16 protein-coding genes are annotated in these 17538 nt (G+C 57.1%); 9 read left to right on the top strand and 7 right to left on the bottom strand.

What is annotated here, in order from left to right; genetic code table 11:
* Nucleotides 1-12: 12 nt before the first annotated feature.
* Entirely contained in the window at nucleotides 13-1059 is a 1047-nt protein-coding gene (locus AB4O01_RS10300) for an acyltransferase family protein (RefSeq protein ID WP_460091609.1), read from the top strand.
* 233 nt (nucleotides 1060-1292) lie between these two features.
* Complete coding sequence (locus AB4O01_RS10295) at nucleotides 1293-2423, top strand: SGNH/GDSL hydrolase family protein (protein ID WP_460091607.1); 1131 nt, start codon at nucleotides 1293-1295, stop codon at nucleotides 2421-2423.
* Nucleotides 2424-2565: 142 nt separating this feature from the next.
* On the opposite strand, the gene AB4O01_RS10290 is transcribed toward AB4O01_RS10295, so the two are convergent.
* Nucleotides 2566-2970, bottom strand: coding sequence for a phosphohexomutase domain-containing protein (locus AB4O01_RS10290; protein ID WP_093433750.1), 405 nt, complete (start codon nucleotides 2968-2970; stop codon nucleotides 2566-2568).
* Between the two features lie 29 nt (nucleotides 2971-2999).
* Nucleotides 3000-3833 (bottom strand): UTP--glucose-1-phosphate uridylyltransferase GalU, encoded by an 834-nt coding sequence (gene galU, locus AB4O01_RS10285; RefSeq protein WP_116256600.1) that lies wholly within the window; start codon nucleotides 3831-3833, stop codon nucleotides 3000-3002.
* A 389-nt stretch (nucleotides 3834-4222) separates the two neighbouring features.
* Between galU and galE the strand changes: the two genes are divergently transcribed.
* From galE to AB4O01_RS10255, 6 genes are all read left to right on the top strand, one after another.
* Nucleotides 4223-5239 carry a UDP-glucose 4-epimerase GalE gene (gene galE / locus AB4O01_RS10280; protein WP_460091605.1) on the top strand — a complete coding sequence of 339 codons (1017 nt, stop codon included), beginning with the start codon at nucleotides 4223-4225 and terminating at the stop codon, nucleotides 5237-5239.
* 230 nt (nucleotides 5240-5469) lie between these two features.
* Nucleotides 5470-5706, top strand: coding sequence for a hypothetical protein (locus AB4O01_RS10275; protein WP_007910552.1), 237 nt, complete (start codon nucleotides 5470-5472; stop codon nucleotides 5704-5706).
* 90 nt (nucleotides 5707-5796) lie between these two features.
* Nucleotides 5797-6915, top strand: a complete 1119-nt coding sequence (locus tag AB4O01_RS10270; protein WP_175559610.1) for a polysaccharide biosynthesis/export family protein — start codon at nucleotides 5797-5799, stop codon at nucleotides 6913-6915.
* Between the two features lie 9 nt (nucleotides 6916-6924).
* The gene (locus AB4O01_RS10265; RefSeq protein WP_414926301.1) at nucleotides 6925-7590 is read left to right on the top strand and encodes a YjbF family lipoprotein; all 666 of its coding nucleotides are present in this window, start codon (nucleotides 6925-6927) and stop codon (nucleotides 7588-7590) included.
* On the top strand, nucleotides 7590-8348 hold the full coding sequence (locus AB4O01_RS10260; RefSeq protein WP_093433764.1) for a capsule biosynthesis GfcC family protein: 759 nt from the start codon (nucleotides 7590-7592) through the stop codon (nucleotides 8346-8348). The genes AB4O01_RS10265 and AB4O01_RS10260 overlap by 1 nt, the downstream gene beginning before the upstream one ends.
* Nucleotides 8345-10423, top strand: a complete 2079-nt coding sequence (locus AB4O01_RS10255; protein ID WP_099756773.1) for a YjbH domain-containing protein — start codon at nucleotides 8345-8347, stop codon at nucleotides 10421-10423. Before AB4O01_RS10260 ends, AB4O01_RS10255 begins: the two co-directional genes overlap by 4 nt.
* Nucleotides 10424-11315: 892 nt before the next feature.
* Here AB4O01_RS10255 and AB4O01_RS10250 read toward each other — a convergent pair.
* From AB4O01_RS10250 to AB4O01_RS10240, 3 genes are all read right to left on the bottom strand, one after another.
* Nucleotides 11316-12710, bottom strand: coding sequence for an undecaprenyl-phosphate glucose phosphotransferase (locus AB4O01_RS10250; protein ID WP_093433772.1), 1395 nt, complete (start codon nucleotides 12708-12710; stop codon nucleotides 11316-11318).
* 389 nt (nucleotides 12711-13099) lie between these two features.
* On the bottom strand, nucleotides 13100-13732 hold the full coding sequence (locus AB4O01_RS10245) for a winged helix-turn-helix domain-containing protein (protein WP_093433774.1): 633 nt from the start codon (nucleotides 13730-13732) through the stop codon (nucleotides 13100-13102).
* A 279-nt stretch (nucleotides 13733-14011) separates the two neighbouring features.
* Complete coding sequence (locus AB4O01_RS10240) at nucleotides 14012-14752, bottom strand: winged helix-turn-helix domain-containing protein (protein ID WP_186624444.1); 741 nt, start codon at nucleotides 14750-14752, stop codon at nucleotides 14012-14014.
* A 505-nt stretch (nucleotides 14753-15257) separates the two neighbouring features.
* Between AB4O01_RS10240 and AB4O01_RS10235 the strand changes: the two genes are divergently transcribed.
* Entirely contained in the window at nucleotides 15258-16091 is an 834-nt protein-coding gene (locus tag AB4O01_RS10235; RefSeq protein ID WP_099756770.1) for an undecaprenyl-diphosphate phosphatase, read from the top strand.
* Here the strand turns inward: AB4O01_RS10235 and AB4O01_RS10230 are convergent, their stop codons facing one another.
* On the bottom strand, nucleotides 16092-16511 hold the full coding sequence (locus AB4O01_RS10230; protein ID WP_460091602.1) for a DUF2388 domain-containing protein: 420 nt from the start codon (nucleotides 16509-16511) through the stop codon (nucleotides 16092-16094).
* A 27-nt stretch (nucleotides 16512-16538) separates the two neighbouring features.
* A complete protein-coding gene (dusA, locus tag AB4O01_RS10225) occupies nucleotides 16539-17534 on the bottom strand; it encodes a tRNA dihydrouridine(20/20a) synthase DusA (protein WP_460091600.1) in 996 nt (331 codons plus the stop codon).
* Nucleotides 17535-17538 lie beyond the last annotated feature (4 nt).

The raw sequence follows: 17538 nt of genomic DNA, 5'->3' as shown, positions 1-17538 counted from the left end.
GGCAGGTGCTTTATGTCGAGCAAGAAAAAGTCCCTGGAGATTGAAACCCTGCGTGGCCTGGCGTGCCTGTTGCTGGTGCTCTATCACGTCATCGGCCCGCTGGGCGGCGGGTTGAAGATCGATGTCGGCTCGCCGTTCCGGGTGCTCGCCGATTCGATGGTGTACGTGCGCATGCCGTTGTTCACCTTCATCTCCGGGTACATCTATTCGATTTACAAAATCCGCGGCAATGACTTTTCCGCGTTCTTCAGCGGCAAGGTGCGTCGCTTGATCGTGCCGCTGTTTTGCGTCGGTGTACCGTTCTCGGTGTTGCAAGCGGTGGGGCCGGGGGTGAACAAGGATGTCGGGGTGATCGACGCGCTGTTGTCGTTCTGGGTGCCGATCAACCACTTTTGGTTCCTGCAGGCGGTGTTCATCATTTTCATGTTCGTCGGGCTGCTGGAGTGGCGCGGGATGCTGCGCTCGGCGACGCGCTTGTATGGGCTGTTTGCGTTTGCGGCAGTGTTGTTTCTGCTGCCGCCGTTCAAGTTCGACGCGTTCGGGATCAACGGGGCGATTTATCTGTTGCCGTTTTTTGTCGCGGGGATGATTGGCCAGGAGAACGTCGATGCGCTGAAGCAACGCTTCAAGGTGATCGGGCCGTTGGTGTTTGTGTTGATCTCGCTGACGTTGTTGTATGTGGCAGCGATTGATCGTGAGTTGATTGTTGATCGCCGTAGCCTGATCGGTCTGACCGTGGGTTGCGTATCGTGCATCGCCTTGCTCTCGAGTGATATGCGCTCGAAAGCGCTGACCTGGCTGGGTGGCTATTCCTATGCGATCTTTCTGTTCCATGTGCTGTTCGCGGCGACGTCGCGGTTGGTGCTGGGGCGGTTGGGGGTGAAGGATGAAAGTTTGCTGGTGCTCGGTGGTTTGACCTTTGGTTTGCTCGGGCCGGTGCTGTTGTCGATGATTTTCAGCCGATTCAATTCCACCTCGGTGTTGTTCCTTGGGGAGCGGGCGGCGAAGAACAAACCGGCGGCGCCTGTCACCCCGGTGGTGCAACCACAAAACAGCTAAGAGCTTCGCGAGCAAGTCGAATCGTCGCACCGTCGCTCCCACAGGTTTTTTTGGTGTACACAGATTTAGCGGATGACCGCGACAAATGTAGGAGTGAGCCTGCTCGCGATAGCGTTGTGTCAGTCAATGCATTTGTATTGGATAGACCGCAATCGCGAGCAGGCTCACTCCTACAGTTGATCTCTGTACATCCCGGCATTCAGTGGGCCATTTCAGACTGAAGGAAATTTTGCATGTTGGCAGTAGATGACGCGCAACCCGTCGCAGCGTCGGTGGTTCAGGTAGGTGACGCCCGCGAGCGTTTCGCGCAGTGGCGTGAAGGCAAGGCCGGTAAGGTTTTGTCGGTCTCGGTGATCGGCGACAGCTACAGCGCCGGGCAGGATTTCTACCTGAACAAACTGGTGCAGCGCGTGGCCGGGGAGGTGGGTTTTGCCGGGCCGGGTTACGTCGGTTTCAATCACGGTGCCGCGCTGGGCGGCACGCACTTCAAATACACCCGCAGCAGTGACAAGTACTTCGGCGGCGACTGGAAGGTTTCAGAGTTGGGGCAAGCAAGCCCGGACAGCCGCACAGTGACGGGCCGGTCCGGTGCGTGGTTGCAGGTGGATGCCAATCCTTCGCCGCGCATCGATACGGCGGTCACTCAGGCGAAACTGCTTTACCTCGGCACTGGCGAATCCTCTGAGATCCGTTACCGCTGGTCACCTTCAGAAGATTGGCAGCCGATGACGCTGACAGGCGCCGGGGTTCAGGAAGTGCCATTGGCAGGCCTGTCTGCAGCGAAAGACTGGTCCTTCAAACTGGAAGTGGTGAAAGGCGCGCCGACGTTGTTCGGCCTGTGGATGAGCAACGATCAGAACGGCGTGCGCGTATCGAAACTGGCGGCCTCCGGTGCGGCGTCTGCGGATTTCTATCACCAGGATCCGCAATGGCAGGTGCAGTGGAAAGCTGCCGTGTCGAAGATCCCCGCTGATGTTTACCTGATCATGCTCGGTGGCAACGATCAGGGCTTCGGCGTGAAGCCCGCGCAGTATCTGCAGAACGTTCAGGGGCTGGTGGGCATGTTGCGTGAGATTCAACCGCAGGCGAGCATCAACCTGATCATGCGGCAGGACACCACGCGCTCCAGCGCTTACCCGATGTCGGCGTATGCGCAGGTGCTTGAGCCGTGGGCGCGAGAGCAACGTCTGGGCTACGCCAATCTGCAATGCGCGTTCGGCCCTGACGTCAAACGCTACGCGGCAGCGATGATCGGCCCGGACAAGATTCATCCGGTACCGGCCACGGGCGGGAAGGTGATTGCCGATTACTTTTATGGCTGGATTACCGGCGCCAAGGATCGGTGCGACGCCTCCCCTAAATAACACGCAAACCCCAGAGCGGTGATCGTTCCCACGCTCTGCGTGGCAATGCCGCCCGGGACGCTCCGCGTCCCTTCGCTGGGTGACGCAGAGCGTCACTGGATGCATTCCCACGCAGAGCGTGGGAACGATCAGGTGAGGGGAGTTATTCGAAGGCGTCTACTTGCTCGAGCAACTCCGCAATCTTCTGCGGCATCAACCGCGTATCGCACCGTGTCTCAACGTTGATGATGATCGCCGGGTCGTTGCAGCAAATCCGTACGCGAAAGCGCCAGTCGCTGAAGATCACTTTCAGGCCATCCTGGTCATCCATCTCCAATGCCTGCTCGCCATACAGCTTTTTCAGATGAGCGAGCAGGGGATACGGATCACGCAGCGGCCGGCGGATATCACCGGACGCCGGAAACACGCCAATCCGCTCCACCAGCAGAATCGTGCCCAGCCAGGACTCGTTGGCGCTGGGCAACGGTTGATGGCGCGACAGCCAGCTCATCACCCCGAGGTTACCCACCTCGCGTTCAATCTCTACGGAATGTTGTGCAATGTTCATGGTGGCCTCGTTGGGTGAAGGGAGCCGTCTCAGCGGCCCTTGAGATAGACGTTTTCGTAGCAGAAATTGGTCGCCTGCAAGTAACCCTCGGCGTCACCGCAGTCAAAGCGCAGGCCTTTGAATTGGTAGGCCAGCACGCAACCGTTCTGCGCCTGTTTCATCAGTGCGTCGGTGATCTGGATTTCACCGCCCTTGCCCGGTTGGGTGTCGGCGATCAGGTCGAAAATGTCCGGGGTGAGGATGTAGCGGCCGATGATTGCCAGGTTCGACGGCGCGTCTTGCGGGGCCGGTTTTTCCACCATGTTGTTGACGCGGTAGATGCCGTCGGACATCAGCTCGCCGGCGATCACCCCGTACTTGTGGGTCTGGTCGGCCGGGACTTCCTGGATGGCGACGATCGAGCAGCGGAATTTCTTGTACAGCTGGATCATCTGCGTAAGCACGCCGTCACCTTCCAGGTTCAGGCACAGGTCATCGGCCAGCACCACGGCAAACGGCTCATCGCCGATCAGCGGACGACCGCTGAGAATCGCGTGGCCCAGACCTTTCATTTCCACCTGCCGGGTGTAGGAGAAGGTGCAGGTGTCGATCAGCTCGCGGGTGCCGGCTAGGAATTTCTCTTTCTCGGTGCCGCGAATCTGGTGTTCAAGTTCGTAGCTGATGTCGAAATGGTCTTCCAGCGCACGCTTGCCGCGACCGGTGACGATGGCCATGTGTTGCAGGCCGGCGTCCCGCGCTTCTTCAACGGCGTACTCGATCAACGGCTTGTTGACGATCGGCAGCATCTCTTTCGGCATGGCTTTGGTGGCCGGCAAGAAACGCGTGCCATAGCCGGCAGCGGGGAACAAACATTTACGAATCATAAAAGTATCCTGGACAGTCATGGAACACAGGCGACGGATGCGAGCCATAAACAATGGCTGAAAGTTTCAATGTTGATTGAAGGCCTACTTTAATACCTGAGTCAGGTTGTTAATGGCAATTAGTTGGGCCGGTAAAACATGACAATGTTATGAGATGTCGGCGAATGCTTTATTAGTTATTTTTAGTCGGTATCGGTTGATAGTGATGAGCGCACAGGGAGTGCTAATAAGTAGCGGGCAATACAGTGTGACCTGCAAAAATATTTATTGCCAGTCATTGAACTAGTTTTGTTTTCGGTTGTTGTCGCCTGTTTGTGTGAGTTGTGACACATCTTCAATAAAACAGGCTTGACACGCTACTTGTCACTCATCCAAAGACGGATAGCACTATGAAGATTCTGGTAACGGGTGGCGCCGGCTATATCGGCTCGCACACCACACTTGCTCTACTTGAAGCAGGTTATGAAGTTGTCGTACTGGATAACCTTTGTAACAGCAGCGAAGCCGCGTTGCACGCCGTTGAGGGCATTTGCGGCAAGAGTGCCTGGATGATCCGCGGCGATGTCTGTGACCGGACATTGCTTGACCGGATTTTCCGCGAGCACAACATCGAAGCGGTGCTGCATTTTGCCGGCCTGAAAGCGGTCGGCGAGAGCGTGCGCAAACCGCTCGAGTACTACGAGACCAACGTCAGCGGCAGCATCAATCTGTGTCAGGCGATGGCGGCGGCGGGGGTGTTCCGGCTGGTGTTCAGCTCGTCGGCCACGGTGTATGGCGAGCCTGAGCAGATGCCGATTCGCGAGGATTTTCCCACCGGCAATCCGACCAATCCCTACGGCCAGTCCAAGCTGATCGTCGAAAATGTCCTGCGTGACTTGAGCCTGGCCGAGCCGCGCTGGAGCATCGCCTTGCTGCGCTACTTCAACCCGATCGGCGCCCACGCCAGCGGGCACATGGGCGAAGACCCCAACGGCATCCCGAATAATCTGGTGCCGTACATCAGTCAGGTGGCGGTCGGCAGCCTGCAAGAGCTGTCGATCTTCGGCAACGACTACCCGACAATCGATGGCACTGGCGTGCGCGATTACATCCACGTCGTCGATCTGGCCGACGGCCACCTGAAGGCGTTGCAGTCGATCTCCGGGCGCACCGGCATTCACACCTGGAACCTCGGCACCGGCGATGGTTACAGCGTGCTGCAAGTGCTCCACGCGTTCGAGCAGGCCTGCGGGCAACCGGTGCCGTACCGAATGATGCCGCGCCGCTCCGGGGATATCGCCGAGAGTTGGGCCGACGCCTCCAAGGCGGCAAAAGAGCTGGGCTGGAAAGCTACGCGCAACTTGCAGGACATGGTCACTGATACTTGGCGCTGGCAATCGAACCATCCCCAAGGCTACTCGCGATGATGGCCATTTAGTCCAATGTTATTTTCAGTCAGGTTGTTAGATTACGTCGGGAAATTACACTGGCAATGCCTTTTGCAAATCCGTAGATATAAACCTGCCGTTCGACTTTTATCAGTTGGGTAAGACTGTGAAAGAACGACGGATCATGTTCGCGCTTTTTGCGGACTTGAACTCACCACCGCTAACTCAGGCCGGTTTTTTAACAGGTCGAATGTTAGAAAGGAGTTGATATGAAAAAAGTGATGGCAGTTGCCCTGTTGACGATGTTGAGCAACTGGGCTGCCGCCGCTGAAGCACCGTTGACAGCGGTAACCAATGTAGGTGGCAACGTGGCGGCTTCTCAAGCGCCCGCAGCCAGTACTGCAATGGTTGCCAGTGCTGTAGCGGCGTCTAACAGCGGTGGCAGTGCCAACGGCGGTACCACCGGTACGACGGGTACCACCGGTACAACCGGCACGCATAACTAACAGGAAGTTCTGTTAGTGCAGTACAGGGTCGCCCGACGCAAGTCGGGTGACTTTGTTTTTGGATTCGCCCTTGAATAGCGTAGTGCCATTATGACTCGTAGTGTTTATCTTTTAATGTTGGCAAGTCTCGCTTTGCAAGGTTGCATGTTTTCCCCCGGTCAATACCTCAGCACCAGTGACATCACCCGCCAGGGTGCCAGCGAAAGCAGCCGGGTCGAGCTGATTCCGATCACGCCGAAGCTGATTGCCATGAACCGCGCCACGCAAAAGCGTGAGTCGCTGCCGCCGGAGCTGCTGGCGACGCCGGCCGAATACCGCATCGGCAACAACGATGTTCTGTACATCACCGTGTGGGATCACCCTGAGCTGACGGCCCCGTCCGGCGCGCAACAACAGATCGATGCCAACGGCCGTCTGGTGCGCTCCGATGGCACGCTCTATTACCCGTTCATCAAGGAAGTCCAGGCCACTGGCCGGACCATCCAGCAACTGCGCTCGGACATTGAACAACGGCTGTCGGCATTCATCGCCGAGCCGCAGGTAGATGTCGCGGTGTTGCGTTTCGCCAGCCAGAAGGTCGTGGTCACCGGCGCGGTGGCCAAGGCCGGCCCGCAAGCGATTTCCACCAATCCGCTGAGCGTGGTCGAAGCCCTCGGCTCGGCCGGCATCGACACCAACAACGCTGATCTGTCCGGGTTGTTGCTGACGCGCAAGGGGCGTACTTATCCGCTCAATCTCGACTCGCTCAATCAGGCGGATTCCGAGTTGCAGAACGTTTACCTCAAGGGCGGCGATCAGCTGTATCTGCCGTACAACGACAACAAGCGCATCTACGTGATGGGCGAGGTCAACCAGCCGCGTGCGCTGAGTTTCAAGACCGCGACGATGAACCTCACCGACGTGCTCGGTTCGGTTGGCGGCCTGGCCCAGACCACCTCCAATGGCAACGCGGTCTATGTCATTCGTGGCGTGGAAAACCTTGATGTCGAACCGGCCAAGATCTACCAGCTGGAAGCCGAATCGCCGACCGCCATGGCGCTCGCTTCGCACTTCGAAGTTCGCCCGCAGGACGTGGTGTATGTCGGGCCTGCCAACGTGACTCGCTGGAACCGTCTGATCAGCCAGTTGGTGCCGTCGGCATCGATTGTCGGCACCGGCGCTTCCGCTGCGAAGAACTGGAGCGAATACAGCAACAACAACGCCAAATAAGGTCCGACTTTGAACATTTTGAAAGTTGGCCTGTGCCTGATGGCGGCCTCGTTGCTGTGCGGCTGTAACCCGCTGATGAGCGCTTCGTTAAATAACCTCAAGGCCGCAGTCGTCGGCCCGGATGAGGTCGATGTGTCGGTGGCCGAAGTGGCGGGGGTCAACTATCCGCAAATGAAACTGACCACGCCTTCCGGCTCCGGGGTGCTGGCGCTGGTGCGCGAGCGTGAAGACCTGCAGTTCTGGGTCGCCTCGGGCAAACAGGTTCTGCTGCTGCGCAATGGCCTTGCCGTGCGCTCCATTGGCCTGGGTCTGGAAGGCGATCTCGATGGCACGCGGCTGGCCGACGACTCGCCGTTCAAACAGGGCCTGCATCACGTTGCCGACGGGTTCACCACGCGGCGCTGGATCGACCTCTACAAAGGTCAGGAAGTCGGGGTGATCGTCAACAGCCGCTTCTCCCGCCGCTCGGAACAGACCCTGAAGATTCTCGAAAAGGAATACACCGTGCTGCGTGTCGATGAACACATTGACGCCCCGGCCATTGGCCTGAGCGCGACCAATCGTTACTGGGTCGATCCGCGCGACGGGTTCATTTTGCAGAGCGAGCAGCAACTGACGTCGCAGTTGCGCGTCAAGGTTGTGCAACTGACCCCTGATCGCAGGCACCTGCCGTGATGCGCCTGAAAATGTTGTCGGCGAGCTTGATGCTGGTCGCGAGCGTGAGTCAGGCGGCTGTCACGGTGTCGGGCGATGTCGCCAATCCCGGGCCGGTCGCGTTGCCACCGGGTGGGCGCTTGCTCGATGTGATCAGCGAAGCCGTGCCGAATGCCGAAGGCTATTGGCTGGCGGGCGGGTTGCTGCGGCAGTCGCTGATTGAGGCGCAGACACGGCTCAAGGTCGGTGTGTTGTTTGATCTGGATGTGCTGCAACGCATGTCGATGCTGTTCGACCGGCCGAGTCGGGCGGCACTGGCGCAGCGCATTGCCGAAGAAGTGCGGCAGATGCCGGTAACGGGGCGGCAGATCGCCGATCTTGATCCGGTTGCATTGGAAGTCGGCTTCGCGCGCAACATTCGCCTCGATGACGGTGATCGTCTGATCTACCCGAAACGCGTCGACGAAGTGCAAGTGCTCGGTGCCGTCGCCGAGCCGTGCCACTTGCCGTATCAGCCGTTGCAGGAGGCGCGTGAATACCTGCAAGGCTGTTCGATCCTGAGCGATGCCGAAGCCGATTACCTGTGGCTGATCCAGCCCAACGGCGTCTCGCGGCGTGTCGGCATCGCCCACTGGAATCGTGAGTCCGGACACTTTCCCGTGGCCGGCAGCAAGATTCTGGTGCCGGTGAAAAATGATGATCTTGATCCGCCTCTTCCTGAACTGAATCAGCAGTTGGCCGAATTCATTGCCACGCAGCTGGCCGAGGTGGTTCGTTGAAGTTACGTTTTGCAGCTGTGTTGTTATTGCCCTGCGGTCTGGCTCATGCCGAACCGCGCATTACCCAGAATGATTTCGGTGGCACCGGGCTGTTGCAGACGCCGACGGCGCGCATGGCCCCGGCCGGCGAGTTGAGCGTCAACGCCAACCGCACCGATCCGTACAGTCGCTACAGCGTGTCGTTACAGCCGCTGGACTGGCTCGAAGGCTCGTTTCGCTACACCGCGATCACCAACCGGCCGTACGGCTCGGAGGCCCTCAGCGGTAGCCAAAGCTATAAGGACAAGGCGGTCGACGTCAAAGTCCGGCTGTGGCAGGAAAGTCACTGGTTGCCCGACGTGGCGCTGGGCTTCCGAGATGTCGGTGGTACCGGTTTGTTCTCCAGCGAATTTTTCGTCGCCAACAAACGCTACGACAACTTCGATTTCAGCGCCGGGATTGCCTGGGGTTACCTCGGTAATCGCGGCGACATCGACAACCCGTTGGGCTACGTCAGCGATCGCTTCGATACCCGTCCGGCCCTCGAGGGCACCGGTGACGTCAACTCGGGTTCGTACTTCCGTGGCCGGCCGTCGTTCTTCGGTGGCGTGAGCTATCAGACGCCGTGGGATCGCCTCAGCCTGAAACTCGAATTCGAAGGCAACGACTACAAGCATGAGCCGAAGGACAACGAGATCAAACAGGACTCGCCGATCAACCTTGGCGCGGTATTCAAGGTGACCGATTCGGTCGATGTCAGCGCGGCGTGGGAGCGCGGTAATACGGCGATGTTCGGCGTGACTTTCCACACCAATTTCGTCAGCCGCAAGGCTCCGGCGAAGACCTACGATCCGACCCCGGAACCGCTGCCGGCGAAAGCGCCGACCACGGCGATGGATCAGGTCAACTGGGCCAACGTCTCGCAGCGTTTGCAGCAGAATGCCGGTTACAAGGTCGAGCGCATTGCGCAGCGTGATTCCGAGCTGATCGTGTATGGCGAGCAGCAGCGTTACTTCCATTCGTCCAAGGCTGTCGGGCGGGCGAGCCGGATTCTCGACAACAGCGTCAACGACGACATCGACTGGTTCACCGTGGTCAACAAGCGCTACGACTTGCCGCTGGAAGAAACCAGCGTGCCGCGCCAGACCTTCCGCGAAGTGATCAACAACGAGGAGCCACTGGAGTCGCTGCACCGCACCACCGAGATCAACCCGGCGATGCCACACAACGAGAAGACCCTCTACACCGAAGCACCGCAGCATTTCAGCTATGGCGTGGGTTTGGGCTTCAAGCAGAACGTTGGTGGTCCGGATGGCTTGCTCTATCAATTGAGTGCCGATGCCGACGCCGAATACCGCTTCAACCGCAACACCTGGTGGAGCGGGTTGCTCAGTGCCAACCTGGCCAACAACTTCGACAAATTCACCTACGACGCGCCGAGCGGTTTGCCGCGTGTGCGCACGGATTTGCGTCAGTACCTGACCACGTCCAACACGACCATGCCGTTGTTTCAGGTGAGTCATGCCGAGCAGTTGGATAAAGACTGGTACGGCATGGTCTATGGCGGTTATCTGGAGTCGATGTTTGCCGGTGTCGGCGGTGAGGTGTTGTTCCGCCCGACCGGTGAGCGCTGGTCGGTGGGCGCGGATCTGAACTGGGTGCGGCAGCGCGATTTCGATCAGGGTTTTGCCCTGCGTGATTACTCGGTGGTGACCGGGCATGTCACGGCGTATACCGATCTGCCGTTCGATACGCTGGCGGCGGTGAGCGTCGGGCGTTATCTGGCCGGTGACTGGGGCGGCACGCTGGACATCTCGCGCGAGTTTTTCAATGGCGTGCGATTTGGCGCGTGGGCGACGATCACCACGGCGGGCAGCGCGGAGTATGGCGAAGGTAGTTTCGACAAAGGCATCTACCTGTCGATCCCGTTCGACGAAATGATGAGCATGTCGACCATGCGCCGCGCCAACCTGGTCTGGGCCCCGCTGACCCGTGACGGTGGTGCGCGACTCAGCCGCAGCTACCAGCTGCACTCGATGACCGATAGCCGGGAAGGGGACATGTTTTATCGGAATTTCGAGAAGATTACTGAGTAAGCGAGGATCTCCGAGAAACCTCTGAAACCTGTGGGAGCGAGCCTGCTCGCGAAGACGTCAGCACATCCAGCATCAATGTTGCCTGACCCACCGCTTTCGCGAGCAAGCTCACTCCCACATTGGCTATTTGTCACGCCCAAAATCCCGAGCCAACCACAAATGCCCTGTAGGAGTGAGCCTGCTCGCGATAGCGTTCGTTCAGTCGACATCCCCGTTGCCTGACCCACCGCCATCGTGAGCTGGCGAAGGCCTACATTGGCTATTTGTCACACCACAAATCCCAAGCCAACCACAAGCCCCCTGTGGGAGCGAGCTTGCTCGCGAAGACGTCAGCACATCCAGCATCAATGTTGCCTGACCCACCGCTTTCGCGAGCAGGCTCGCTCCCACATTGGATTTTCATCACGCCACAAATCCCAAGCCAACCACAAATCCCCTGTAGGAGTGAGCCTGCTCGCGATAGCGTTCGTTCAGTCGACATCCCCGTTGCCTGACCCACCGCCATCGCGAGCAAGCTCGCTCCCACATTGGATTTTCATCACGCCACAAATCCCAAGCCAACCACAAATGCCCTGTGGGAGTGAGCCTGCTCGCGATAGCGTTCGTTCAGTCGACATCCCCGTTGCCTGACCCACCGCCATCGCGAGCAAGCTCACTCCCACATTGGTTATTTGTCACACCACAAATCCCAAGCCAACCACAAGCCCCCTGTGGGAGCGAGCTTGCTCGCGAAGGCGTCAGCACATCCAACATCAATGTTGCCTGACCCTCCGCTTTCGCGAGCAGGCTCGCTCCCAAAGGTTTTTGCATCCCTCCACAATCCACTCTCGCTCCCAAATCCCACGCACAAAAAAGGGGACTTTCGTCCCCTTGCGATATCCAGCTTCGAACCTCAGTAAATATCCTTCGACAGCAACGTAAACGGTGTCTTCACCAGGATCTTCAGATCCAGCCACAACGACCAGCTGTTGATGTACTGCAGATCAATCTCGACACGCTTCTGCATCTTGTCGATGGTGTCCGTCTCACCCCGGCAGCCGCTGATCTGGGCCAGCCCGGTGATCCCCGGTTTAATCCGGTGACGCGCCATGTACGCGAGGATTTTCCCCGAGTAGTAGTTGTTGTGCGCGACAGCATGCGGGCGTGGGCCGACCAGGGCCATATGCCCCTGCAACACGTTGAACAGTTGCGGCAGTTCATCCAGCGAAGTGCGGCGAATAAAGCGGCCGACTGCGGTAATGCGCGAATCATTACGGCTGGCCTGCTTCACGTCACGGTCATCGTGAACACGCATCGAGCGGAACTTCCAGACTTTGATCACCTTGCCGTTCCAGCCATGGCGATCCTGTTTGAAAAACACCGGGCCTGGCGAGTTGATCTTCACCGCCAGCGCAATGATCAGCAGGATCGGGCTCAGCGCGATGATCGCCAGAAACGCCACGGTTTTTTCTACCAGACTCTTGCTCAAGGCAGCGGTAGGGCGACTGGTCAGCGGGCTTTCGTTCAAGTAGATCGCCGGCAGGCCATCCACAACCTTCACCGAGTGATTGAGCAGGGTCAGACTGTTCAAGTCCGGCACCCACACCACGTCGACGTTGGCGCCGAGCAAATCGCCATAAATCGCTTCGATTTTCGCGGCTTCGCACAGCGGCAGGGTGATGTACAAGCGGCGGATATCATGGGTTTCGATCAGCTCCAGCAACTGTTCCTGATCACCCACTACACGCGGAGCATCCGAACCCAGTGCAGACACATCGCCATTGCTGACCAAACCTACCAGCGGCAGATTTTCCAGTTGGCTGAGCTTCTTCGCCAGACCCAACGCCAGTTCGCCAGTGCCGACGATCAGCGTCTTGTGTTCGCTTTTACGCGACCGTTGGTAGTACTTGGAAAACGCATGCAGCGGCGCGTAGAGAAACGCCTGACCGAGGAAGCCATACACCGCCCAGCTCAGAATCACCTGCCGCGAAAACAGCTCATCGGCCTGGCAGACAAAAGCGATGCACGCCAGCGCCGCCATGGTCATCGACCAACCCATGAACAGCCGACCGAGACCGGTCAGGTAGTTGTCACGCTTGCGATAAACACCGCTAAACGTATACGCCGGCACCGACGCCAGTACCGCCAGGGTTGCACACATCCGGTAGTAGAACGCGACCGTCCCGGTGTGCTGCTCGGCGAGTATGAACAGCAGCGTCACCACAAAGCCTTGTGCCAGCGCCCATTGGCCCCAAAAGGTCAGTCCCTTGAGGCCTGTGCTTCGATTGATACTTAAAGAAAGATCCATACGGTATCCCCAAAAGACGTCCATTCAGGTTTCAACAGTTGAAAACCGAGTTGTTATCCAGACTTATTGTTTTTGTTTTAACGAGTGTCCTGAGGTAACAGCATCGATATGCCGAACTGTCGTCAGTCAATAGACTAAGTTATTGGCTGGAATGGTGTCTGACGAGTTCTAACAAGATGGCACAGTGCCAACTTTTTAATAATTAAATAAAAGGGTGTTAAAAAAGGTCGTAGAGCGAGGGGTGAATAAAGTGTGTTGTATTTGTTACTGTTGGAGGGTGGAGGCAGGGAATATTTACTTCAGGGAGGAAGATCAAGCCAAACAGAGTGCTCTTGTTGTTTTTGTAATCGCACTTTTTCTGTTTGTTCTGTTCGTGGAGGTCTTGCGGGTTAAGCGACGACTTCCTGAATCAGGCAATAACCGCGGTTTCTGACAGCACGAAACAGTCGCTCACCATTACTGGCGCTTTTGAATTTGTCTTGCAGGCGACTCAAGCACATTTCCAGGCCGCGATATTGTTCCGGTTCTCGACCGATGCTGAGAATCAGCTCGTCACGACTGACAACACGCTCTTCATGGCTGAGCATTTTTCTGACCAGTGCTGTTTCCAGGCCAGTCAGGCTGATTTCGACATCTTCTTTGACCAGTGCACCCTGAGCCGGGTCGAGATGCCAGGTTTCATTGCCGGGCATATCGCCTTCAACGGCAGGTGGCATGTTGCGGGATTCCCCGGTAATGACCGGGACATTCTGGAAAGGATTAGCCGATTGCGCGGCGCGCCATTCGGACTCGAGCGTGGCCACTATTCGCTGAGTATCGTGTTCGATACTGCGCGGGATATTTTTTCGACTGATGCCTGGATATGTGAACTCCATCACCATTGGAGCGGAAGAGGGCGAATCAACCCCTTCAAACGAATTGAAACGTTCACTGGACAGCATGCTCTCCAGTTCGCGTTGCGACGTTGTACTGTGAGTCACGACAACAAAATATTTCCTTGGGAGGGTTGTACTAGTTTCCATGTCTCTCTCCTGAATACATACCAAAATTGGCTAAAAGATAAATCGGCAGGCGAGCAATGACTTCCTCGGAAGTAATCGATAGGCAGGGTCTGGGCCCAAGATTGGCCCTCGATAAATTCCACTCGATCTGCTGCTATGTTATGGAGTTTTATTGTTATGGGGCGTGTTGTCGCGCTCATTCAATTGCTTGATTTCAAACAGGCGTGAAGCAGAACGGAAGCTATATGGTTGCATTAGACGATCCTTCGTACGTATGCAAATGGGATGGCTGCCCGAGAGTCAGGCAGTCGATATCAGACCCCGCAGCAGGCGATAGCCATAGCCGCGAATGCTCTGAATCGCGTTTGTACCATACATGTCCTTGATTTTTCCACGCAAGCGACTGATTGACTTCTCCAGCGCTCGAGGGTCGTAGAAATTGGTGTTGAGGCCCATGATGCTGGCGATTTCATCATGGCTCAGAATGTGATTACTGGTTTGCGCGAAGGCTTCGAGGATCTTCATTTCGGCAAACGAGATATCGAGTTTCTTGCTGGTGCCCATCAGGCAGATACGCGTCGGATCAAGCGTCAGATCGATATCGCGTTGCCATTCTTCGCTGTTGAAGAACTCGCCCAGCAACTCGGCGCCATCGTCGGAAAGGGTATTGAGCTTGATACAAACATCCGCGCCAGCCAGATAATATTTGATCTTGTTGAAGGCGCCGCGACCGGTGATGACCGCGCAAATGATCGGTTTCAAGTTGTCGCTGCGCAGGTTCTCGACCAAGGCAAGATTGTCTTCGAGCGCCTGAGGGCTGTCGATAATCAGGAAAATCGCTCGATACGAACCAGACTGTTCATTCAACTGATATGAACTAGTGTACGCGCTGGCTTCGAGCGCCATATCGGTACGTATATGCTGGGCGACTAGCGCTTTGAAATGTTCAGCCACGCCACGGGTACGACCCAGAGTAAGAACACCAGGTTCGTCGTTTGTCGGGCGCGGGCTTCTAGTCGCTAAGTTCGCTGAGAGCATCATGCATTGACTCGAATTAAGTGCTGACATCGGGATGTTAAAGCACCGGTTCTCATCTGTGACTGACAATTGGTAACATTCACGCGATTTTTAGACGTGGCTCGCGAGTTTTCTAACAATAATTAAGCTTTTCAAGCTTTTAGTTGATTTTCTCGGAGGGGTGAACTACTGCTTAGATGGTGGCGATATGCAATGGTGCCACTATTTTGAGCTTATTGCGATAGCCTTATCCGTGTCCAATTGCCACTGTCTGGCCATCCTAGAATAATGTGATATTGATCACACTTTTTTGTCAGAGCAACTTTTTTCTGCAAAAAGGCCTAAATATTTTCTGCGTAGTTCGTCGGCCGACGATTACTAACATGGCTTGAGTGTGTCTTTTAATAAGACGTAATCTTTGTGGCTGATGAACTTTTGCGTTTATGTATGTCAATGGTCTCACTGCAGATACTCAACCCCTGAGTGTTATTACCCGGTCGCTCATCAAGAGCGCTCTGACGGAGGATTAATGGATTTCTGGACCCTTTTCCAGGTGTTGATATTAGGTGCGGTAGAAGGCCTGACCGAGTTCCTGCCGATCTCGAGTACCGGCCACCAGATCATCGTCGCCGACTTGCTGGAATTCGGCGGCGAACGCGCCATGGCCTTCAACATCATTATTCAACTGGGTGCCATTCTTGCCGTCGTCTGGGAGTTTCGACCGAAGATCTTCGACATCATCAAAGGCCTGCCCACCGAACGTAATGCACAACGCTTCACCCTCAACTTGCTAATCGCCTTTCTGCCCGCCGTGGTCTTGGGCGTGTTGTTCGCCGACGCGATCCACGAATACCTGTTTAACCCGATCACCGTCGCCGTGGCACTGGTCGTCGGCGGCATCATCATGTTGTGGGCCGAACAGCGCAGCCATGTGATCAGCGTCGAACACGTCGACGACATGCGCTGGTCCCACGCACTGAAAGTCGGATTCGTACAATGCCTGGCGATGATTCCCGGCACCTCGCGCTCCGGCTCGACCATCATCGGCGGTCTGCTCTTCGGCCTGTCGCGCAAAGCCGCCACCGAATTCTCGTTCTTCCTCGCCATGCCGACCATGGTCGGCGCCGCCGTGTACTCCGGCTACAAATACCGCGACCTGTTCCAGCCCAACGACCTGCCAGTCTTCGCCCTCGGCTTCGTCACTGCATTCATCTTCGCGATGATCGCCGTGCGCGGCTTGCTCAAGTTTATTGCCAACCACAGCTACGCCGCGTTCGCCTGGTATCGGATCGCGTTTGGTTTGTTGATTCTGGCGACGTGGCTGTTTGGCTGGGTCAACTGGACCGCCGCAGCGGCGGCCTGATCATTGAGCGCTGATCAACGCCGCCACGGCGAGATCGTTTAACGCCGAATCCGACGACTCCTGGCGATAGCGCTGCAAGGCCGAGGTGAAATACGCGGCCTGCAGCATGCCGTCGCTGGCCAGATAGAGTCGCGCGTCTTCCTGCTCCTCGGCGGAGTAAACACGCTTGTGACTGTCGGTCGTTTCCTGGCTAGCCGAAAAAGGTGCGAGAAATAAAGACACCGAGGTGAGCCCGGAAATCTGCGTCACCTCCCACGGCGTATCGGTACGGCCCATACAAAAGCCATCGCAGTGCGCATAAACGTCGGAAGTGAAACTGAACAAGGCGAGGAGGGTGAAGCGCTTGAAAGCAGAAAAAGTAAACGCGGGCATAAACAAAAGACATCCTGTCAGTACAACAAAACACCGGGCAACGCTCATGCGTCACCCGCACACTCAAACCATCAATCAACGACCTTCAAGCAACTCAGCCGCCTGATCCAGCAACGCCAGCGGATCCTTGGCCTTGTGAATATCCACCGACAACAACTGACGGAATTTCCGCGCCCCCGGGAACCCCGTGCCCAAGCCCAGCACATGCCGCGTGATGTGATGCATCGCCCCACCGGCGAGCAAATGCTCGGCTATATAAGGACGCAACTGCGCCAACGCCTCAGCCCGACTGATCACCGGCGCCGAACTGCCGAACAACTGCTGATCCACCTCCGCCAGCAAATACGGATTGTGATAAGCCTCACGCCCCAACATCACACCGTCAAACGTCTGCAAATGCTCATGACAAGCCTCCATCGTCTTGATCCCGCCATTCAGCACAATCTCCAACTCCGGAAAATCCGCCTTCAGCTGCGCCGCCACGTCATAGCGCAACGGCGGAATGTCGCGATTCTCCTTCGGCGACAACCCCTCCAGAATCGCAATCCGCGCATGCACGGTAAAACTGGTGCACCCGGCATCGCGGACGGTGCCGACGAAATCACACAGCTCCGCGTAACTGTCGCGACCGTTGATGCCGATGCGATGTTTCACCGTCACTGGAATCGTCACCGCGTCTTGCATTGCCATCACACAATCCGCCACCAGTTGCGGGTGACCCATCAGGCACGCGCCGATCATGTTGTTCTGCACACGATCGCTTGGGCAGCCGACGTTTAGGTTCACTTCGTCGTAACCGTGCTCCTGGGCCATGCGGGCGCAGGCGGCTAGGTCCAATGGAACGCTACCGCCCAACTGCAGCGCGAGAGGGTGCTCGGCTTCGTTGTGACGAAGGAAACGTTCGTGATCGCCGTTGAGCAGCGCGCCGGTGGTGACCATTTCGGTGTAGAGGAGGGCGTTCTTCGACAGGAGGCGTAGGAAGAAACGGCAATGGCGGTCGGTCCAATCCATCATCGGGGCGACGGAGAAGCGGCGGGAGAGTGGGGCGGGTGTGGCGGTGATAGGGGACATTGGC

This window comes from Pseudomonas sp. S2_E02, assembly GCF_054668355.1.
This window is presented reverse-complemented; position numbering and strand designations above follow the sequence as displayed.